The organism is Cyanobacteria bacterium QS_8_64_29 (assembly GCA_003022125.1).
GTDB lineage: Bacteria > Cyanobacteriota > Cyanobacteriia > Cyanobacteriales > Rubidibacteraceae > QS-8-64-29.
This window is the reverse complement of sequence record PXQH01000033.1, coordinates 25087-46031: the sequence shown is the minus strand read 5'-3', so window position 1 is coordinate 46031 and position 20945 is coordinate 25087. Positions and strand designations below refer to the sequence as shown.

The window sequence follows — 20945 nt, the reverse complement described above, 5'->3', positions numbered from 1 at the left end:
CAACTTAAACGCTCGCTAGGCTCGGCTCAGTCCAGATCGGGCATGGACATGGCCGGCTCGGTTTCGCGGTTGATGCCTTTTTCAAAGCCGGCAGCCGCCGCGCGGGCGCGACCGGCGTGCCAGAGGTGGCCCACCAGGAAGAAAAAGGCCAACACAAAGTGGGAGGTTGACAGCCAGGCGCGCGGCGAGACGTAGTTGAAGGAGTTGATCTCGGTTGCCACGCCGCCGACGGCGTTAATGGAGCCCAGCGGGGCGTGCGTCATGTACTCAGCCGCCCGGCGGGCTTGCCACGGCTGGATGTCGTTGCGGATCTTGTCCAGATCCAAGCCATTGGGACCGCGCAGCGGTTCCAGCCACGGACCGCGGAAGTCCCAGAAGCGCATGGTCTCGCCGCCGAAGATGATCTCACCAGTGGGCGAGCGCATCAGGTATTTGCCCAGACCGGTCGGCCCTTGTGCGGCACCGACGTTAGCGCCCAGGCGCTGGTCGCGAATCAAAAAGGTCAGGGCCTGAGCTTGCGAAGCTTCCGGCCCGGTCGGCCCGTAGAACTCGCTCGGGTAGGCGGTGTTGTTGAACCAGACCATGAACGAGGCCACAAAACCCATTAACGAGAGGGCACCCAAGCTGTAGGACAGATAGGCCTCGCCGGACCAGATGAAGGCACGCCGCACCCAGCCAAAGGGCTTGGTCAGGATGTGCCAGATACCGCCGGCAATGCAGAGAATGCCGACCCAGATGTGGCCGCCGATGATGTCTTCCATGTTGTCGACACCAACGATCCAGCCGCTGCCGCCAAAGGGCGATCCCACAACATAGCCAAAGATATCGACGGGATTGAGGGTGGGGTTATTGATAGCGCGCACGTCACCGCCCCCCGGCGCCCACGTGTCGTAGACGCCGCCAAAGAACATGGCTTTAAACACCAACAGCAGGGCTCCAATCCCCAGCACGATGAGGTGGAAGCCCAGGATGGTGGTCATTTTGTTTTTGTCCTTCCAGTCGTAGCCGAAGAAGGAATAGTATTCTTCCAGCGTCTCCGGGCCGCGCAGGGCGTGATAGAGACCGCCTATGCCCAGAACGGCGGACGAGATCAAATGCAGTACGCCAGTCACAAAGTAGGGGAAGGTATCCACCACTTCCCCACCCGGTCCGACACCCCAGCCGAGCGTCGCTAGGTGGGGCAGTAAGATGAGCCCCTGCTCGTACATGGGCTTTTCGGGGACAAAGTGGGCAACTTCAAACAGCGTCATTGCCCCAGCCCACAAGACAATCAGGCCGGCGTGAGCGACGTGAGCGCCCAAAAGCTTGCCGGAGAGGTTGATCAGGCGCGCGTTACCAGCCCACCAGGCAAAGCCCGAGGACTGTAAGTCGCGGCCGCTGCCTGCAACCATTGAGGTATTTGAGGCCGATACCACGGGATTTACCTCCTTACGTCAACGCTTGCCAACGCGTTATTGCCTCGCTTGCCTAAATTATCGCTATTGATGCGGTGACAATTCCAGCGCTACCGGCCGGTAGCTGCAAGCGGCCCCACTGCGGAACTCCCGCATGAGAGCCCTTTTACGTTTCTTAAAACTAGCACAGACGCTGCGTTTTTTCGAGCCCCGTTGGGACCCCAAGGTTAGTCTGGGTGCTTGCTAGCGTACCGCGTGGCAGAATGGAGCGGCAGTCCCTCTAGACCGGGCCGTTTCGATGGCAGCAGAGGCTAAAGCGCAACAGGACCGGGTTCTGCGGCAGAGCGTTCTGGGCTCGCGGCGCTTGAGCAACTACGTGTGGGCTGTGGTCTCGAGCATTGGGGGCGTGGGGTTTTTATTAGCCGGGCTCTCCAGCTACTTTAAGGTAAACTTGGTCGTTGTCAGCGACCCCACTGACCTGCAATTTATCCCGCAGGGCGTTGCGCTGGCATTTTATGGGGTTGCCGGGAGCCTAGTGGCTGCTTACCTTTGGCTGGCAGTCGCGCTGGATGTAGGCGGTGGCTACAACGAGTTCGACAAAGACAGCGGCTCGCTCAAGATCTTTCGCTGGGGCTTCCCTGGCAAAAACCGCCGCATCGAGATCGAGGGTAGCCTCGATGACGTCCAGTCCGTACGTGCCGAGATTAAAGAAGGCCTCAACCCCAAGCGCGCGCTTTATCTTCGCCTCAACGAGAGGCGCGACATCCCCCTGACGCGGGTGGGTGAGCCGCTATCGCTATCGGAGTTGGAAAATCAAGGGGCAGAGCTGGCTCGGTTTTTGCAAGTCCCGCTCGAAGGGCTGTAGGGCGCGCTCGCGCGTTGCGTTTTAATAGGGGCTGCACTGGCAGCTGAGGCATGCCATGCTGAGCCGCTACTGGGCCATCGGGATGTGTTGGGCTTTTGCCACCTTGGCCATCGCGTTGGGGGGGTGCGAGCGCATGGAGGCGCCCCAAATTGAGGCCGGCGAAAGACCGGCGGCAATGGGGGGCTCGCAAACGGAGATCAATGCGCTGCCCCAGCTCGATGGGGAAGCAACCGTGGTGCTGACCGTCGGCGGTCGGTCCATCACCATCCAGGTGAATGGCAACAAAGCGCCGGTCACGGCCGGGAACTTTGTCGATCTGGTCGATCGCGGTTTCTACGAGGGCTTGACCTTCCATCGGGTCGTGCGCGATCCCAGGCCGCTGCTGGTCCAGGGGGGCGAGCCTCCCAGTCAGGAGGCCATCCGGCGCCACGTTCCGCTTGAGCTGCTGCCCCAAGGCGCGGATGGCCCCATTTACGGCGAAACCTTCGAGCAAGCCGGCATCTCGGCCCCACCGGCGCTGCCCCACGAGCGCGGGACCGTCTCCATGGCACGCTCGCAAATGCCCAACTCGGCCTCCTCAGAGTTTTTCATTGCCTTGGCCGATCTGCCCTTTCTCGACGGTCACTACGCGGCCTTCGGTCGCGTCACCGAGGGGATGGCGGCTGTTGAGGCGATCGAGCCTGGCGATCACATTCAATCGAGCGAGGTCGTTCGGGGCTTGGAACGCTTGCAACGCCCGTAAGCGAGCTGTGGAGGTCGCCGTTACGGGGATGGGCTTGCAGAGCGCGCTCGGCGGGTTGGCGCGCGCCTGGCAGCGCTTGCTAGCCGGCCAAAGCGGGATTGCGCGGCGCCAACCCTTCGCTGCTTTGCCGCCGCGCCCCATGGGGCAAATCGGCGAGCGGCCGGCGCGCTTGGCGGCGCTCGCTCAAGAGGCAACCGCAGCCGCTCTCACCGATGCGGCGCTGGCGGCCCCACGCCCGGATAGCGGCGTCGCCTTGGGCTCCAGCCGCGGGCATCAGGGGGAGTGCGAGCAGCTCGCCCAAGCGCGAGCGCAGGGGCAGGCGCACGAGTTGGCGCACTGGCCGGCGCTGCTCCCCAATGCGGCCGCGACGGCCGCCGCGCAGCAGCTGGGAGCAACCGGCCCGGTGCTGGCGCCCATGGCCGCTTGCTCGAGCGGCCTCTGGGCGATCGCCCAGGGGGGCGAGCTCCTGCAAGCGCAGCAGTGCCAGCTGGCGATCGCGGGCGGGATGGAGGCCTCCCTGACGCCGCTAACCCTAGCCGGCTTCGAGCGCATGGGCGCTCTGGCAACGACCGGGTGCTATCCCTTCGACCGGCAGCGGGAGGGCTTGGTCCCAGCCGAAGGCGGCGCCGCGTTGGTGCTGGAGCCAGCCTCGGCCGCTCGAGCTCGCGGCACCGCACCCTACGGTTACCTGCTGGGCGCCGGGTTCAGCTGCGATGCGTACCATCCCAGCCATCCCCGCCCGGGGGGCGGCAGTGCTGCCCTCGCCATCGAGCAGTGCCTAGCGCGCAGCAGGCTGGCCCCAGCGGATATCGATGCCATTCACGCCCACGGCACGGGTACTCCCCTTAACGACTGGCACGAAGCCGAGCTCATCAGCACGCGGTTCCGCGATAGCGTTCCCGTCAGCGCGACCAAGGGGGCAACGGGCCACGCACTAGGCGGCTCGGGCGCCTTGAGCGTCGCTTTTAGCCTGCTTGCCCTGCAGCAGCAGACGCTACCACCCTGCGTGGGGCTAACCGATCCGGCCTTTGCACTCGATTGCGTCACGGCCGCACGGCCGGCCCGCTTGCGCTACTTGCTGTGCCTCAACTTTGGCTTTGGCGGGCAGAATGCGGCCCTTGTTCTGGCTGCGGCTCTTTAAGATAGAGCTGCCCCCAATAGCCCTACCATGCGCACCACCGAAGCGATCCTGTCGCAGCTGCCGGGGGACATCCTGGGTGGGCTGCGCCGCACCGACCGCCAGTGGCAAGCCCTGCGCGAGGGCACGCTGGCAGTTCCCCAACCCATTAGCGAGCGCCAGACCCGGCTGGGACAGCACGATTGCGATGTTGCCGTTGCGGGCGGCACCTTGGGCATTCTGGTGGCCGCTGCGCTGCAGCAGCGCGGCTGGCAAGTTGCGGTGCTCGAGCGCGGCCTCTTGCGCGGCCGGGAGCAAGAGTGGAATATCTCGCGCGAGGAGGTGCAAGCGCTGGTCGAGCTGGGCCTGCTCGAGCCATCAGAACTCGAAGCCGCGATCGCCACCGAATACAACCCGGCCCGCGTCACCTTCCGCGGTGGCCCCGAGTTGTGGGTGGAGAACGTGCTCAACATCGGCATCGACCCGGTCGTTTTGATCGCCACCCTCAAGCGCAAGTTCGTTGCCACCGGCGGCTGGCTGCTGGAGAATGCGCCGTTTGGCGGGGCCACCATCCATCCCGACGGTGCCTGCGTGGAGGCAGGCGGGCAACAGCTCAACGCGCGGCTGCTGGTCGATGCCATGGGACACTTTTCCCCCATCGCCCGGCAAGCGCGCAACGGGGCCAAACCGGATGGGGCCTGCGTCGTTGTGGGCGGCTGCGCCCGCGGCTTCCCCAACAACGCAACCGGCGACCTGCTGGCCTCGTTCACGCCCCTCCAAAACCAGTGCCAGTACTTTTGGGAGGCGTTTCCGGCCAAAGACGGCCGCACGACTTACCTGTTTAGCTATCTGGACGCGCATCCGCAGCGCCCCAGCCTGGAATTTTTCTTGGACGAATACTTTCGCCTGCTGCCGCAGTACCAGCAGGTCGCGCTCGAGCAGCTGCAGTTCCAGCGCGTGCTGTTTGGCGTGTTTCCGGCCTATCGCCAGAGCCCGCTGCGGGTTCCCTGGGATCGGGTGCTGCCGGTGGGCGATAGCAGCGGCATGCAATCGCCGCTGAGCTTTGGCGGCTTCGGGGCAGCCATCCGCCACCTCAAGCGGCTGAGCTGTGGCATTGACGAGGCGCTGCAAGCCGATGCCCTCGGGCAGCGCGATTTGGCGCTGCTGCAACCCTACCAGCCCAACATTGCCGTCACGTGGCTGTTCCAGCGCGCGATGCGCGCCGGCATCGACCAGCAGCTGCCGCCCGATCGCGTCAATGCGCTGCTCAATGGGGTCTTTGGGGCCATGGCCGAGCTGGGCGAGGACGTGCTGCGGCCGTTTTTGCAGGACGTGATTCAGTTTGGGGCGCTCACCCAAGCGCTGGCGCGCACGACGGTAACGCGCCCGGCGCTCATCCCCCCGGTTGTGTCTCAGGTCGGCCTGCAGCCGCTGCTGGCGTGGCTGCGGGATTACGCCAACTTGGGACTCTACAGCAGCCTCTCCCCCCTGGGCCGGTCGCTGGCACCGCTGGCCGAGCGCTTGCCGCCGGGGCAACGCTATGCCTACCGCCGCTGGTTGGAGGCTTGGCAGTACGGCGCCGGCCGAGACTACGGGGCAACTTGAGCGCTGCGCGATCGCTGCGGATAATGCTCTGGCCCACCGACGCAACGAGCGATCCCATGCAACGCTTGGCCCTACTGAGCGTCTCCGACAAAACCGGCATCGTCGAGCTGGCCCGCGCCCTGGCCAATGAGTTTGGCTTCGAGCTGGTGGCCAGCGGCGGAACGGCCCGCACCCTAGAGCAAGCCGGCCTAACCGTGACCCTAGTATCGGCGCATACCGGCGCCGCCGAAATCCTCAACGGGCGGGTCAAAACGCTCCATCCGGCCATTCACGGCGGCATTCTGGCGCGCCGCGACGATCCCCAGGACCGGCAAGAGCTAGAGACCCACGGCATTCGCCCCATCGATCTGGTTGCGGTCAACTTGTATCCGTTCGAGCGCGCGATCGCCCAACCGGGGGCCAGTGAGGAGCAGGCCATCGAGTACATCGACATTGGCGGCCCCACGCTGTTGCGCGCTGCGGCCAAAAACCATGCCCACCTCACGGTTTTGTGCGAGCCCGAGCGCTACGGCGCGTACTTGCAGGAGCTGCGCGCAACGGCCGGCAGCCCCTCGCATGCGTTTCGGCGCGCCCGAGCGGCCGAGGCCTTTGCTCAAACGGCCGCCTACGATCGCGCCATTGCGGCTTACTTCCAACAGCAGGCGGCGGATGGGACGGCCTTGCCGACCCAGTGGGGGTGGGCCGGAACGCAGCAACAAGCCCTGCGCTATGGAGAGAACCCGCACCAGTCGGCCGCTTGGTACCGCACGGGCGCAACGCAGGCGGGCTGGGCGGCTGCCACGCAGTTGCAGGGCAAGGCCCTGAGCTACAACAACTTGGTCGATCTGGAAGCCGCGCGCGGCGCCATCGCCGAATTCGCGCGCGCTAGCGAACCAGCCGCGGTGGTAGTCAAGCACACTAACCCCTGCGGCATCGCCTTGGGCGAGACCCTAGAGCAGGCCTACGAGCGCGCCTTCAATGCCGATTCGGTTTCGGCCTTTGGCGGCATTGTGGCGCTCAATCGCGCCATTGACGTTGCCACTGCCCGGCAGCTGACCGGCACGTTCCTCGAGTGCGTGGTGGCCCCCGGCTCCGAGCCGGCAGCCCGCGAGGTGCTGGCGCAAAAGTCCAAGCTGCGGGTGCTACTGCTGCCCGAGCTGGACTGCGGCCCGAGCCATACGGTCAAGGCCATTGCAGGGGGCTTTCTGGCCCAATCCGCCGATGCCCCCGGCCCCAACCCGGGCGATTGGCAGGCCGTTACCGAGCGCGCCCCGAGCGACAGCCAGTGGGCTGAGATGGCCTTTGCCTGGCGCGCGGTCAAGCACCTCAAATCCAACGCCATTGCCATTACCTGCAACCGGGTCACGCTGGGGATGGGCGCAGGCCAGATGAACCGCGTGGGCGCGGCCCGCCTCGCCCTGGAACAAGCCGGTGATCGCGCCCAGGGCGCAACCCTGGCCAGCGATGGCTTTTTCCCCTTCGACGATACGGTCCGGCTGGCGGCCGAAGCCGGGGTGGAGGCCATCATTCAACCGGGCGGCTCGCAACGCGATCGCGACGCCATTCAAGCGGCGGATGAGGGCGGTCTGGCCATGGTGCTAACGGGCGTGCGCCACTTTTTGCACTAGCACCACCCTCGCTGGTAGCGGTACAGGTTGAGCGCGAACTGACCGGCTGGGGTGGCCCGCCACTGCCGGACGGCAGTTGCCATTGCCGCAGGCAGCCGATCGGATAGCGGTGGCATCACGGGATGGCACTCGGGCAGCAGGACGGGTGCCGCGAGGGCGGCAAAGGTGAGATCGGCTGCCGATGGGGTCTCACCGCCCAGGTAGGGACCGCTGCCGTTGAGGCGCTCGCCGACCGTTTCGAACGTCGATTGGATGCAATCGCGGGCCGCGCTCGCGCCGGCTGGCGTGGGCCGATAGGCCCGGCGGACGAGCTCGCACATGAGCGGGAATCCTAACTCAAAGCCAACGCGCTCCCAGCGCGGTGTCCCCATGCACCACGCCTGCCGCAAGGTGGCGTGATCGCCCAATTGGTAGTAATATGCCCAGCGGCGCGCTGCCGGGCCCAGCTCGCGATCGAACCAGGCTTCGAGTGCTGCCACCTCGCGGGCCCGTTCGGGATCGCGCGGGTAAAGCGCTCGCTCGCTGCTGGCCCTGGCATCCAGATAGTGGAGGATGTCGCGCGAGTCGGTGAGGCTCCCTTCCGCAGCAACCAGTACCGGAACGCTCGTGCCGCCGCTTGCGCGCGTTGCCAGGCGGTGGAATAGCGGAACGTGCGGCCGCTCCTCGTAAGCGAGTCCCACCCAATCCAGCGCCCAGCGGGTTTTCTCGCAAAAATGGCTCACCGGAATGGTGAGCAGTTGCGGGCGCGATCGAGCGCGATCAGTTTGATTCGGCATGGTGGGCTAACGCTGTCCCTGGGTTGGCAATAGGTGAGATGGGCAAGAGTGGCGTTTCGATTGGGGCGAGCGGCTGGCATCCTCGGCTTGTTGGTTTGCCGCGCCAGTGTTGGCGCGTTCCGCTGGACGGACCGGCTCGGGCGCTTCCAACAGCGAGCGGTATCCCAGCCACTCTTGTTTGTGCCCTTCCTGCTCGGGTTTGCGACCGGCCAGATCCGGATGGCTGGCTCAAAACAACGCGTAGGCAACCTCAGCCAGCGTCCCGCTATAGCGGACGCTGCAATCGCTGCCAGACTCGAGGTTGGCCGCAACTACACAGCGGACGCCCCGAAACGCCTCGATTAGGTTTGGGGGGACATCGCGCGGTGCCAGGTGGTCCCAGGTGCGCTCGGGGTAGAGATCGCTCCAGAGCTGGGTGGTTAAGGCGTCGATCGCCCAAGCGCGTGCCTGCGGGCTCAACTGGCAATCGCTGCCAGCTTGAGCTTGGGCCGGAAGCGGGGCAGCGGCCAGCAAACACCCCATCGCGGCGAGGGCCCTGCGCATGCAATCCGACTCCTCAATCGTCGTGCCAGCTTGCCATCCAATTTAGCCTGTAGCGGCTTGGGGACCTCACGAACGTGCTTGCAAGCATGCGGTAAGCGCAACAGCGAGGGCATCGGCGGCATCGTCCGGTCGCGGGATTTGGCCCAAATTGAGCTCGCGCGCCACGGCCTGCTGCACCTCGGTTTTATCGGCGTTGCCGTGGCCCGTGAGCGCCTGCTTGACCTGGGCGGGCGTGAGCTCGATGTGCGGAATGTTGTGCTGGGCCAGCACTAGCAGGAGTACCCCGCGCGCTTGAGCGACGGTAATGGTGGTGCTCATGCGATAGAAAAACAGTTTTTCGATTGCGACCCGATCGGGCTGCATCTCCTGCAGCAGCGCATGCAAGTCGTCGTACACCGTGGCCAGGCGTTGGCCCATGGCCGTTCGGGCTGGGGTCTCGATAATGCCAAAATCCAGCAGTCGCGCCGCTGGAGTCGCCCGCTGCGCCGTCGGCATCTCAATGGCGCCAAAGCCCAAAATGGCCAGGCCGGGATCGAGTCCTAAAATCCGCTCGGACATCGCTGCGATTGCCATGGGGGAGCGCGCTGCGCCCTTAAGCTACAGTTAAAGCGAACGACGCGTCGCCTGCCCGCTGCAGGGCCGTGCCTTGCCAGGCTCCCAGCCACCTGCAACCGCCAGTTGAGCCGTCATGGCCCATCGCGACCGCCTGCATCCCCGCAATACCGCCCAAACGGGCCGTCGCCTCCGGCAGCGCCTCTCGTCTCGGACAGGGCACGCCATCAAGTGGTTGGTGCCGGGGCTGTTTGTCAAGCGCTGGCTGCTACTCAGCACGTTGGGGATCGTTTTGACGATCCTAGGGATTGCCATCTGGGTCGATCTGACCCCGATTTACTATTTGCTGCAGTTTGTCTCCGATACCCTAGGCGCGATCGCGACGGTCATTCCCAACCATGTCTCTGGCCCCATTGCCATTGCGCTCGGCCTACTTTTGATCGTCTGGGGACAAACGCGCACGGTGGGCTCGATCGCCGATGTCCTCAAACCCGAAGACGACGAAGAGCTCGTCGATGTGCTGCTGGCGCACCGCCGCCGCAACCGCGGCCCCAAGATCGTGGCGGTTGGCGGCGGAACGGGGCTGTCCGCGCTCCTGCGCGGGCTCAAAACCTACAGCGCCAACATTACCGCTATCGTCACGGTCGCCGACGACGGCGGTTCCTCCGGGCAACTGCGGCGCGAAAACAACATTCCCCCACCCGGCGACATCCGCAGCTGCTTGGCTGCCCTAGCGGATGAAGAGAAGTTGCTAACCGAGCTGTTTCAGTACCGCTTTAGCGCCGGAAGCAGCCTCACCGGCCACAGCTTCGGCAACTTGTTCCTGACCGCCATGAACGACATCGCCGGCGACCTGGAGCGCGCGATTGATGCTAGCTCGCGGGTTCTGGCGGTTCGCGGGCGCGTCGTGCCAGCCACATTCAGCGACATGACGCTGTGGGCGCGAATGGCCGACGGGCGCTACGTGGAAGGCGAATCCAATATTACCCACGCCCAGGGCACGATCGCGCGCTTTGGCTGCACCCCTAGCGACCCGCCAGCCCAACCGGCGGTCCTACGCGCGATCAAAGGGGCCGACTGCATTGCCATCGGGCCTGGAAGCCTCTATACTAGCGTTATCCCCAACCTGCTGGTGCCCGAGATCCGAACGGCCCTGGCGACAGCCTCAGCCCCGCGCGTCTACATCTGCAACATCATGACCCAACCCGGCGAGACGGATGGCTATAGCGTTGCCGACCACGTGCGCGCGATCGACTGCATTTGCGGCGAACGCCTCTTCGATGCGGTCTTGGTGCACCGGCAAACGCCCTCCCAGCAGAGCTTGCAGCGCTACGCCCAGCAGAATGCCTACCCCGTCGAGCTCGATCGCGAGGAGCTAGCCAAATTGGGGCGGTGGCTGGTGCTAGCCAATGTCATGGACGAAGATCCCCAAACCGGTTACGTGCGCCACAATCCGCAGCGCGTCGCGCGGGCCCTGCTGCGCTGGTACACGCGCGCGGCCAAAGCCAAACAGCCCCATGGCCGAGCGATCGCTAACGGTACCCGATGAAGGCGCGACCCAGCAGCTAGGCGAGCGGCTGGGGCGCGTGCTAGAGGCTGGCAGCGTTGTATTGCTGCGCGGCGACTTGGGAGCGGGCAAAACCACCCTTATCCGCGGCATTGGGGCAGCGCTGGGCGTCCGCGAGCCCATCGTGAGCCCCACCTTTACCCTCATCAACGAATACCCGCAGGGCCGGCTGCCGCTCTATCACCTGGATCTGTACCGCCTGCAGCCTGCCGAGGTCGCCGAGCTCGAGCCGGACCGCTACTGGGAGAGCACGGAAGTGCCGCCCGGAATTGCTGCCGTTGAGTGGGCGGAGCGGTTGCCCGAGCGTCCGCCTAGCTACCTCGAGATCTGGCTGACGCTGGCCTCGGGCGAGGCGCGCTGGGCGCGGTTGCAGGCAGCAGGCGCGATTGACGAGCGTGCCATCGTGCAAGTTGCCAGCGGGCTATAGGCAGTCGCGACCCTGGGGGGAGCGAAGCGGTCGATCGACCCGTGCCGTGCTTCGGCCCGTGCCGTGCTAGAGTCGATCCGTTTCGAGCTCGGTCATGGGGAATCAGCTGGCATGCGATTGAAGTTTCCGTTCTCGCGCCGGCAGCGGCGTTGGCTGGCCGGGTTGTTGGTGCCTGCGGTCGCCGCCGTGATCGTGGCGAGCGCCGCGCCTGCCACGTTGGGCCAGTCTGCCCCAGACACCGAAATCCGCGGCACCTGGCTGACCAACGTCGATAGCGATGTGCTGTTTTCCTCGCAAGCGCTGCGTAAGGGGCTCAACCGCCTCTCAGCAACCAACTTCAACACCATCTATCCCACGGTCTGGCAGGGCGGGCGCACCCTCTATCGCAGCGAGGTGGCCGAGCGCACCTTCGGCCTCGCCCTCGATCCCGAGCTGGACGGGCGCGATGCCCTGCGCGACGCAATCCAGCAAGGCCACCAGAAAGGCATGGCCGTCATTCCTTGGTTCGAGTTTGGCTTCATGGCCCCGCCCAACTCGCGCTTGGCGCAGCAGCACCCAGATTGGCTGACACAGCGCCGCGACGGCACCAAGGTAGAGGGCAGCGGCGATCGCGCCCGGGTTTGGCTCAACCCCTTCCATCCCCAACTCCAGCAGTTCATCCTGGATCTGGTCACCGAAGTTGTCGCGAACTACGACATCGATGGCATTCAGCTCGACGATCACTTCAGCTTGCCGGTCGAGTTTGGCTACGACGAGCGCACGGCCCGCGCCTACCGCCGCGACACGGGCAAACTTCCCCCCGCCGACCCCCATCGGCAACAGTGGGTGAGCTGGCGTGCGGACCGCATCACGGAGTTTGTCGGCCGCTTGGTCGATGAAGTCAAGCGCATCGACCCGGACTGCATCGTTTCGGTCTCGCCGGCGCCACAGGAATTCGCCCGCTCCAAGCACCTGCAAGACTGGTCGCGCTGGCGGGAGCGCGGCTATATCGACGAGCTAGTGCTGCAGCTCTACCGCTCGGATGTCAGTCGCTTTCGCTCAGAACTCGGGAGCGAGCCGCTCCAGCAGGCCAAAGCTGACATTCCGGTTGCCATCGGCATCATAAGCGGGCTCAAGCAGGATACGACCCCGCTTCCCAAGCTCCAAGCGCAAGCCAGCGCCGCCCGCCAAGAAGGCTTCGACGGAATCTCGTTTTTCTTTTACGAGAGCCTATGGGTATGGGGCAATGCCCCCGAGCTGTCGCGCATGCGGGCGTTGCACCAGTTGTTTCCGCAACCGGCCCAACGGCCGTCGCTGCCGGCTTCATAGCGCCGTTCCAAGTCCCACGCGATGGTTTCGCCCGCGCAATCCCCACCGAGCCAGGCTGCCAACGCGCCCTACCGCGGCATTGTGGTCTCGCACACGCACTGGGATCGGGCCTGGTACCTGCCCTTTCAGGCCTTTCGCTTGCGGCTCGTTCGCACCGTCGATCGCTTGATCGAGCTGCTCGAGCGCGACGAGCACTTTCGTGCTTTTACGCTAGATGGGCAAACCGTGCTGCTAGAGGACTACCTCGAGATTCGGCCCGAGCGGCAGGAGCGGCTGCGCGCCCTAACGCAATCGGGGCGCTTGGCCCTGGGGCCGTGGTACGTCCTGCCGGATCTGTTTTTAGTCAGCGGCGAAGCGATCGTGCGCAACTTGCAGCTGGGGCGCGAGCAGGGGGAGGCGTTTGGCAACTACACGCCGGTGGGCTACGTGCCCGATCCCTTCGGTCACTGTGCCCAGCTGCCCCAGCTCCTGCGCAGCTTTGGGATCGATAGCTACATTTTTATGCGCGGGCTGGATGCCCAGACCAAAAAGACCCACGGCGCCGTCTTCGACTGGCAAGCGCCGGATGGGTCCGAGGTGCTGGCGGTCTACCAGCGCGAGGGCTACTTTCCGGTAGCGGCACTGGGCCATCCCCACGTTATCGGCCGCTTTGAAGGCCGCGAGCCGGATGGGGGGCTAGCCCGGGAGCGCCTTCAGGCAGCAGTGTCCTCGCTGGGCGCGCTCCAGCAGGAGCGCACGCTGCTGCTGGGCAACGGTTTCGATCACATGCCCGCTCAGCCCGAGCTGCCCGAGCTGCTGGCCCAACTAGAGGGGGAACTAGAAGAAGTCCAGCTCGAGCACGGCACGCTGCCCGAGTTCGTGGCTGCCCTCCAAGCCGAGCAGCAGCCGCACCACCGCTATCGAGGCGATCTGCTCGGCAACGCCGACCACCCCATCCTTTCCAGCGTTTACTCGACTCGGCTCTATCTCAAGCAGCAAAACCACGGCGCGCAAGCATGGTTGGCGCGCTACGCCGAGCCGCTCAGCGCCTGGCTGGAGGCCTGCGGGCGCGGCGAAGACACCCGCCCGTTCCTGCGCTACGCCTGGCGCCTGCTGCTGCGCAATCACCCCCACGACGACATCTGCGGCTGCAGCGCGGATGCCGTGCATCGGGACAACGAAGCCCGCTTTCGGCAGGTGGACCAGATTGCCGAGGCGATCACGACCGAGGGCTTGGAGCACCTGGTGCAAGCGGGCTTTGAAGCAGCGGCCGATCCCAGCGGCCACGGCACGGAGGTGTGGGCGTTCAACCCCCATCCGTGGCCGCAGGCGTACCGCCTGGAGGCCCGCCTTCACTTGCCACACCCGTATGGCGAAGGCGGCGAGCCCCTGCCGCAGCGATCGCTGCTGGGTTGCGATGCCGGGGGCCGCGAGGTCCCGGTTGCCGTCCGGCGCAGCGAGCCCAATGCCGTGCGCTCGCGCTTTCTGCAAACGACCTGGGCGCGGCAGTACGATGTTGCCTTCGAGCTCACCCTGCCACCGCTGGGGTACCAGCTAGTGCGCATCCGCGAAGGCGGCGAGCCCGAAGCCGCGCCCGAGCGAGTGCCGCTGGCGCTCGAGAACGAGCACTATCGCGCGGAAGTGGCCGACGGCGGGTTGACCTTGACGGAAAAGGCAACCGGCGTCCGGTTTGAGTCGGTGCTGCGCTTGGAGTACCAGCTCGATGCCGGCGATACCTATACCTTTGGCCCCGTCCCCAATTGGGGCCCGTGGTGGGCCGAGCTTGCCGTCGCCGAGCGGCATCCCGAGCGCCGCGAGGCGCTGCGCCTGCACTATCGGCTGCAAGTGCCGGCTGGCTACGATCGCGCGCGCGGTCCCTACGGCGAAGCAACGCTGCTCGTCACGGCCGATGTCTCGCTCGATCCGAGCCGCGCGCTGGCCATCGAGCTCCGCTACGACAACACGGCCCGCAACGGGCGCCTGCGCGCCGTGCTGCCGGTCGGTTTTGCCGCGCGCCACGCGCTGGCGGACGGCCACTTCCGCCTGGCGCCGCGCACCAAGCCGCACCTGCGCACCCCCGAGAGCGATCCCGAGCGCTACGGGACCTACCCCGGCGAGCTGGATTACCCCACGCACCATCAAGGCGATTTTGTCCTGCTCGAGGGCGAGGCCTATCGGGTCTGGATAGCCAACCGCGGACTGCCGGAGTACGAGTTGCTCGAGCCAGAGGGCGATACGGCCGTTGCCGTAACGCTGCACCGCGCTGTGGATTATCTGTCGGTGAGCGGCGGACGCATTCGCCCCTGTCAGGCCGGGCCATCCGTGCCCACCCCCGAGGCACAGTGCCAGCGGCCCATCCGGGCGGAGCTAGCCTATGGCCTAGGGGCGCTCTCGCGCACCGCGATCGCGCGCTGTGCCTACGCCTTCGCCCATCCCGGCTGGGCGCAAGAGCTACCCGATTTGCCCTACGCCCATGGCCGAGCCGAGCTGCCCCGCCAAGCCAGCTTGCTAAGCATCAACAATCCGGCTGTGGTCCTGTCGGCCCTCAAACCGGGGCGCGAGGCCGGCACGCGCGCGCTGCGCCTCTACAACCTCACCGGCGAGCCCCAACCGGCCCAGCTCGAGCTGGGGCTACCGGCCGAGCGGTGGTGTCCGGCAAAGCTGTGGGAGGCCTGGGACGAGGGCGCTGCCCAGGCAATCGAGGATGGCGCGATCGCCGTGACGCTCGCACCGCACCAAATCCGCACGTTGCTGCTGCGCTAGCCGCCCATGGGGATAGCCCACTGCCACCTGCACGGGCAGCGCTTCGCGCTCGACAGCGAGCCTACCCTAGGAGATGTCCTGCCCGCCATTTGGCAAGCTATCCGGCGGTTTTGTCGCTTGCCCGCGCGCGAGTCCCGCGCGCCCTCGCCATGAGCGCCGATGCTGCCCCCCTGTTGTTGTTGGTCGATGGCCATTCGCTGGCCTTTCGGGCCTACTACGCCTTTGCCAACAGTCGGGAAGGGGGATTGCGCAACTCAGCAGGCACGCCCACCAGCATCTGCTTTGGGTTCCTCCACTCCCTGCTGCAGGTCATTGAGGCCCAGCAACCGCAGCTGGTGGCAGTCGCCTTTGACCTGGCCATGCCCACCTTCCGCCACGAAGCGGATGAGGCCTACAAAGCCGATCGCGAGGAACCGCCGGACGACTTTGCCCCCGATCTGGAGAACCTGAAAGCGCTGCTAGCTGCGCTCAACTTGCAGGTGGTGACGGCCGCTGGCTACGAGGCCGATGACCTGCTGGCAACGCTGGCACACCGCGGCAGCAACGCTGGTTACCGCGTCCGGATCCTGACCGGCGATCGGGATCTGTTTCAGCTGGTCGATGCCGAGCGCCAAATCGCGGTTTTGTACTCGGATCGCAGCGCCCTGCGGGGCAACTCAGAAGCCACTATCTCAGAAGTTGGCCCTGAGGCAGTGCGCGAGCAGCTCCAGATCGCGCCCGAGCAGGTGGTCGACTACAAAGCCCTTTGCGGCGACAAATCCGACAACGTTCCCGGGGTTGAGGGCATTGGTCCCAAAACCGTGGTCAAGCTGCTGCAGGCCTATGGCGACCTGGACGGCATCTACCAGAACCTCGAGCGCATCAAAGGCACAACCCGCACCAAGCTCGAGGCCGGGCAACAGGCCGCACAGCACTCGCGCTACATGGTCCAACTCCAGGCCGATGCCCCCTGCGAGCTACCGCTGGCGGCGTTTCGCTTGCAGGGCTTCGAGGCGAGCGAGCTGCGCCCGCTGTTGGCCGAGCTCGAGCTCAATACGTTCTTGCGGCGCCTCGACCGGCTCCAGCAGCAGTTAGGGGGGCCACCCAGCGCGGATGCCGATGGCAGCGCCAGTGCCGATGCTGAGGATCTGGCCTTTTTTAGCCCGGAAGAGACTGATCGACACCAACAGGCCCAAGCGCAGTACGCCCCCAATCCCCACATCATCGACACGCCCGAGCGACTGGAAGCGCTAGTGGCCCACCTCCAGACCTTGACCGAGGGCGATTCGCCCGTGGCTTGGGATACCGAGACCACTGCGCTCAAGCCCCGCAAGGCCCAACTGGTGGGATTGGGCTGCTGCTGGGGCCCTCAGCCAGATCAGATTGCCTACATCCCGCTCGGGCACAGTCAGGGCGGCAACCTCGACTGCGCCCGCGCCCTGGAGCAGCTGCGCCCCCTGCTCGAGAGTCGCGAGTATCCCAAAGCCCTCCAGCACGCCAAATTCGACCGGCTGGTGTTGTGGCATCACGGCATTGCGCTGCGCGGCGTCACCTTCGACACGCTGCTGGCTAGCTATCTGCTCCGGCCCGAGACGACCCACAACCTCAAAGATTTGGTAGCGCGCCACTTGCCGGCAGCGCTCGTCCCCGACAGCTACCAAGATTTGGCCATTCCCAAAGGGCAAACCATCGCCGATCTCGAGGTGGCTGCAGTCGCCCACTACTGCGGCATGGATGCCTATGCCACGTTTTTGCTCGTGCCGCCATTGCGCGATGCCCTAGCGGCCAATCCCGCGCTCCAAACGCTGTTCGAGACCGTGGAGCTGCCGCTGGAGTCGGTTTTGGCGGATATGGAGTACTGCGGCATCCGCATCGATACCGACTACCTCAACCAACTCTCGCGCGAGCTGGCCGAGCAACTGCAGCAGATCGAGCAGGCAGCGTTTGAAGCGGCCGGGGAGCAGTTCAATCTGGACTCGCCCAAGCAGCTCAGTGCCCTGCTGTTCGAGCGGCTCAACCTCGACCGGCGCAAGGCGCGCAAAACCAAAACCGGTCGCTCCACCGACCATGCGACGCTGGAGCGCTTGCAAGGGGACCACCCGGTAATCGATGCCATTCTGCGCTACCGCAGCTTGGCCAAGCTCAAATCCACCTACATCGACACCCTCCCGTCGCTCGCCGATCCGCAGACGCAGCGCGTCTACGCCGATTTCAATCAAACCATTACCACCACCGGCCGGCTCTCCTCCTCCAATCCCAACCTGCAAAACATCCCGGTCCGGACCGAGTTCTCGCGCCAAATCCGCAAGGCCTTCGTGCCGGCGCCAGGGTGGCTGCTGGTCTCGGCAGACTACTCCCAGATCGAGCTGCGCATTCTGGCCCACTTCAGCCAGGACCCCATCCTGGTGGAGGCTTACCGCAACAACCGTGACGTCCATACGGTCACTGCCCAACTGCTGTTCGATAAGGAACCGGGCGAGGTGACAGCCGAAGAGCGCCGGCTGGGTAAGGTCATCAACTTTGGCGTCATCTATGGCATGGGCGCGCAGCGCTTTGCCCGCGAAGCCGGGGTGAGCGCCGAGCGCGGGCAAGCTTTTATCGATCGCTACCGGGAGCGCTACCCGCAGGTCTTTGCCTTTTTGGACGGCTGCAAACAAGCCGCGATCGCGCGCGGTTACGTCGAAACAGTGCTGGGGCGGCAGCGCTACTTTGACTGGCGCGGCGATCGCCTGCGCCAGCTGCGAGGGGCTGCCGAGGAAACCATCGATCTGGCGGCGTTGCGCCCCGCGCGCGAGGACGCCGAGACCTTGCGCGCTGCGGCCAATGCCCCCATCCAGGGCTCAAGCGCCGACATTATCAAAGTGGCCATGGTGCAGCTATCCGACTGGCTGCAAGCTCACCAGTACCGGGCGCGCTTGCTGCTGCAGGTCCACGACGAGCTCGTATTGGAGGTGCCGCGCGAGGAGTGGGCGGAGCTGCAGCCCCACATCCAGGCCATTATGGAGGGGGCCGTTGAGCTGAGCGTTCCGCTGTCGGTTGAGGCCTGCGCCGGCCCCAATTGGCTGGAGGCCAAATAGGGCCGAGGGGCCGGCTAGCCCTCGCGGACGCGCTCGCTAAAGAGGCGGTTGAGCTGGGCCTCGCCGAAGCGATCGAGCACCCGAGAGGTCCCCAGGACAACGCAGCGCAGCGGATCGCTGGCAACGTGGGTGACGACGCCGGTTTCGTGGCTGATGAGCGTATCCAGGCCATCCAGGAGCGCGCCGCCGCCAGTCAGGACGATGCCGTGGTTGATGATGTCGGCTGAGAGCTCGGGCGGGATTCGCTCTAGGGTGCGCTTGACGGCCTCGACGATCGCGGTCAGCGGCTCCGACAGGCTCTCGCGGATCTCGGGGGCCTTGAGGGTGACATTGCGCGGCAACCCCGAGAGCAGATGCAATCCCCGAACGGCCATCTCCCGCTCGCTGTCGCCGTCGCTGGGATAGGCCGACCCGAGCTGGATCTTGATGTCCTCGGCAGTGCGCTCGCCCACCACCAAGTTGTGGACTTTTTTCAAGTACTGCGCGATCGCTTCGCTCAGATCGTCGCCTGCTACCCGGACCGACTCGCTCAGGACGGTCCCCTGCAGGCTCAAGACGGTGACCTCGGTGGTCCCGCCGCCAATATCGACTACCAAGTGCCCCACGGGCTCCTCCACGGGCAAGCCAGCGCCGATCGCGGCAGCCACCGGTTCGTCGATTGCATAAACCTCGCGGGCGCCCGCTTGTGAAGCTGCTTCCAGGATCGCGCGCCGCTCCACGCCGGTAACCCCTGATGGGATGCCGATGACCAAGCGCGGCCTCACCAGCGAGCGGCCGCCCAACGCTTGCCGCAGGAACTGCTGCAGCATGAGCTCGGCACTGTCGAAATCAGCAATGACGCCATCGCGCAGCGGCCGCAGGGCGGTGATGCTGTCCGGCGTCCGGCCCAGCATGGCTTTAGCTTGCTGGCCGGTTGCCAAAACCTCCTGCGTGTTTTTATCGATTGCCACCACGGACGGTTCGTCGAGGATGGCTTCGCCGTTGGAGACAAACACCAACGTATTGGCGGTCCCCAGGTCAATGCCCATGTCTCGGGAGAAGCGGTCGATGAGCCCCACGCTTGGCTATCCCTCTGCGTTGCAATCGTTCGGATCGAGCTTAACCGCAACCCGCGCTAGCGGCCAGGCCTGACGGGCGCTGGGCGCGCGAGTACCGTTAGGGGGCTGCCGTTTCCAGCTGCTGCCGCTCGGCGGCAATGCGCTGCTGCAGCACCGATAGGGCTTTGGCAAACTGCGGATCGGTTGGCGAACCAATGCGATCGCGGTTTTGGCGCAGGGCTTTTTGCTGCTGCTCGCTGAGCTCGCGCACGACGTCGGGTTTGATGCCGTTTTGGCTGATGTTGCGCCCGCTGGGGGTGAGGTGTTTGGCCACCGTGACCGCCAGGCCGGAGCCATCGCCTAGAGCGCGTACCGACTGCACCGAGCCCTTGCCAAAGGTGCGGGCGCCCACCAGCGTGGCGCGGCTGTTGTCTTGCAAGGCCCCGGCCAGGATCTCGCTGGCGCTCGCCGAGCCGCCGTTGACGAGCACGACCACGGGCTCGTCGGTGAGCGCGCTTCCGCTGGCCTGCTTGCGATCGCGCTCGCCGTTGCGATCGACGATCAACACGATGGTGCCCTCATCCAGCCACATGCGCGCAATCTCGACGCTCGCCGAGAGCAACCCGCCTGGATTGGAGCGCAAATCGAGCACGTACCCCCCAACATCCTTGCCTTCCAGTTTTTGGATGGCTTGGCGCATCTCGCCTGATGCCTTGGTACTGAACTGCCGCAGGCGGATGTAGCCCACTGGTTCGGGCTGGGCCTCAACCACCCGCGATTTGACCGGATGGACCTCAATTTGGGCCCGGGTGATGGTGTAAGTCTGGCTGCGCTCGTCGCGGCGCACGGTCAGCTCGACGTCAGTGCCCACCTTGCCGCGGATGCGCTGGACGGCCTCGCTCAACGCCATGCCCTGGGTGCTCTCGCCATCGATTTGGGTAATAATATCGCCGCTTGCGATCCCGGCTTGGGCGGCCGGCGTTCCTTCGATGGGCGAGATGACCTTGATGCGATCGCTGCTCTCATCTTTGGCAACCTGGATGCCGACGCCGGTCAGCTCGCCAGAGGTATCGATTTTGAGGTTTTTGAACTCCTGCGGTTTCATGAACCGCGTGTAGGGCGAGTCAAGCTTATCCACCATCTCGCTGATGGCTTGGTAAGCTTGCTGCTTGCTGTCGTAGGAGCGGTTGAGGTACTCGGTGCGAACGGCTTCCCAGTCGATCCCATCGAAGGTCGCATCGACGTAGTTTTGATTGACAATTTGCCAAGCTTCATCGACCAGCTCTTTCGGGCTATTGCGCAAAAGGGACTGCCCCTGCGATAGGTTGAGCCCCATCCCGTTGAGCTGCATCCCAGCCCCCGTAACGGCAGCGGTGGTCGCTGCTGCTGCCGTGGCGCCGAGCACAAGTTTGTTTTTGCCAGCAACCATAAGTGCAGTGCCCGTCAGAGTCCGGTGCTTGTGCGTTTTTTAGGCTTAGCCTAGCACAGGGGGGCGCTGGCAAGCGGCCCGCTTGCCAGCCCGTTGGCGCGATTGGCTAGACTGAGGCATCGATCACTGGGCCCTTGACAGCCAGCAACCGGTTGGGGTTCCGCGCTGGCCTAGGGGC

General features: G+C 65.3%; 16 protein-coding genes. 10 read left to right on the top strand and 6 right to left on the bottom strand.

Annotated features, from left to right (window positions below; translation table 11 throughout):
• Positions 1–26 precede the first annotated feature (26 nt).
• Positions 27–1415 carry a photosystem II 44 kDa subunit reaction center protein gene (psbC, locus tag BRC58_05905; protein ID PSP17606.1) on the bottom strand — a complete coding sequence of 463 codons (1389 nt, stop codon included), beginning with the start codon at positions 1413–1415 and terminating at the stop codon, positions 27–29.
• Between the two features lie 277 nt (positions 1416–1692).
• Between psbC and BRC58_05900 the strand changes: the two genes are divergently transcribed.
• The 5 genes from BRC58_05900 to purH all read left to right on the top strand — a co-directional run bounded on the left by BRC58_05900 (position 1693) and on the right by purH (position 7330).
• Positions 1693–2259: a photosystem I assembly protein Ycf4 gene (locus BRC58_05900; protein PSP17605.1), complete on the top strand. Its 567-nt coding sequence runs from the start codon at positions 1693–1695 to the stop codon at positions 2257–2259.
• 82 nt (positions 2260–2341) lie between these two features.
• Entirely contained in the window at positions 2342–3001 is a 660-nt protein-coding gene (locus tag BRC58_05895) for a peptidylprolyl isomerase (protein PSP17613.1), read from the top strand.
• A gap of 7 nt (positions 3002–3008) precedes the next feature.
• On the top strand, positions 3009–4142 hold the full coding sequence (locus tag BRC58_05890) for a 3-oxoacyl-ACP synthase (GenBank protein ID PSP17604.1): 1134 nt from the start codon (positions 3009–3011) through the stop codon (positions 4140–4142).
• A 27-nt stretch (positions 4143–4169) separates the two neighbouring features.
• A complete protein-coding gene (locus BRC58_05885) occupies positions 4170–5723 on the top strand; it encodes an FAD-dependent oxidoreductase (protein PSP17603.1) in 1554 nt (517 codons plus the stop codon).
• A gap of 56 nt (positions 5724–5779) precedes the next feature.
• Entirely contained in the window at positions 5780–7330 is a 1551-nt protein-coding gene (gene purH / locus BRC58_05880; protein PSP17612.1) for a bifunctional phosphoribosylaminoimidazolecarboxamide formyltransferase/inosine monophosphate cyclohydrolase, read from the top strand.
• On the opposite strand, the gene BRC58_05875 is transcribed toward purH, so the two are convergent.
• The 3 genes from BRC58_05875 to BRC58_05865 all read right to left on the bottom strand — a co-directional run bounded on the left by BRC58_05875 (position 7327) and on the right by BRC58_05865 (position 9207).
• Positions 7327–8106 carry a glutathione S-transferase gene (locus BRC58_05875; protein ID PSP17602.1) on the bottom strand — a complete coding sequence of 260 codons (780 nt, stop codon included), beginning with the start codon at positions 8104–8106 and terminating at the stop codon, positions 7327–7329. The two genes, purH and BRC58_05875, sit on opposite strands and share 4 nt — an antisense overlap.
• 228 nt (positions 8107–8334) lie before the next feature.
• A complete protein-coding gene (locus BRC58_05870; GenBank protein ID PSP17601.1) occupies positions 8335–8628 on the bottom strand; it encodes a hypothetical protein in 294 nt (97 codons plus the stop codon).
• An 87-nt stretch (positions 8629–8715) separates the two neighbouring features.
• The gene (locus BRC58_05865; protein ID PSP17600.1) at positions 8716–9207 is read right to left on the bottom strand and encodes a crossover junction endodeoxyribonuclease RuvC; all 492 of its coding nucleotides are present in this window, start codon (positions 9205–9207) and stop codon (positions 8716–8718) included.
• Positions 9208–9337: 130 nt separating this feature from the next.
• Here BRC58_05865 and BRC58_05860 point away from each other — a divergent pair, with 130 nt between their 5' ends.
• From BRC58_05860 to BRC58_05840, 5 genes are all read left to right on the top strand, one after another.
• Positions 9338–10750: a hypothetical protein gene (locus BRC58_05860; GenBank protein PSP17599.1), complete on the top strand. Its 1413-nt coding sequence runs from the start codon at positions 9338–9340 to the stop codon at positions 10748–10750.
• The gene (locus BRC58_05855; GenBank protein ID PSP17598.1) at positions 10719–11195 is read left to right on the top strand and encodes a tRNA (adenosine(37)-N6)-threonylcarbamoyltransferase complex ATPase subunit type 1 TsaE; all 477 of its coding nucleotides are present in this window, start codon (positions 10719–10721) and stop codon (positions 11193–11195) included. The genes BRC58_05860 and BRC58_05855 overlap by 32 nt, the downstream gene beginning before the upstream one ends.
• A 111-nt stretch (positions 11196–11306) precedes the next feature.
• Positions 11307–12503 carry a hypothetical protein gene (locus tag BRC58_05850; protein ID PSP17597.1) on the top strand — a complete coding sequence of 399 codons (1197 nt, stop codon included), beginning with the start codon at positions 11307–11309 and terminating at the stop codon, positions 12501–12503.
• Positions 12504–12524: 21 nt separating this feature from the next.
• Positions 12525–15245, top strand: coding sequence for a glycoside hydrolase (locus BRC58_05845; protein PSP17596.1), 2721 nt, complete (start codon positions 12525–12527; stop codon positions 15243–15245).
• A 149-nt stretch (positions 15246–15394) separates the two neighbouring features.
• On the top strand, positions 15395–18301 hold the full coding sequence (locus BRC58_05840; protein PSP17595.1) for a DNA polymerase I: 2907 nt from the start codon (positions 15395–15397) through the stop codon (positions 18299–18301).
• Positions 18302–18315: 14 nt separating this feature from the next.
• Here the strand turns inward: BRC58_05840 and BRC58_05835 are convergent, their stop codons facing one another.
• Both BRC58_05835 and BRC58_05830 read right to left on the bottom strand, forming a co-directional pair.
• Positions 18316–19359 (bottom strand): rod shape-determining protein, encoded by a 1044-nt coding sequence (locus BRC58_05835; protein PSP17594.1) that lies wholly within the window; start codon positions 19357–19359, stop codon positions 18316–18318.
• Between the two features lie 97 nt (positions 19360–19456).
• The gene (locus tag BRC58_05830; GenBank protein ID PSP17593.1) at positions 19457–20767 is read right to left on the bottom strand and encodes a peptidase S41; all 1311 of its coding nucleotides are present in this window, start codon (positions 20765–20767) and stop codon (positions 19457–19459) included.
• Between the last annotated feature and the right edge of the window lie 178 nt (positions 20768–20945).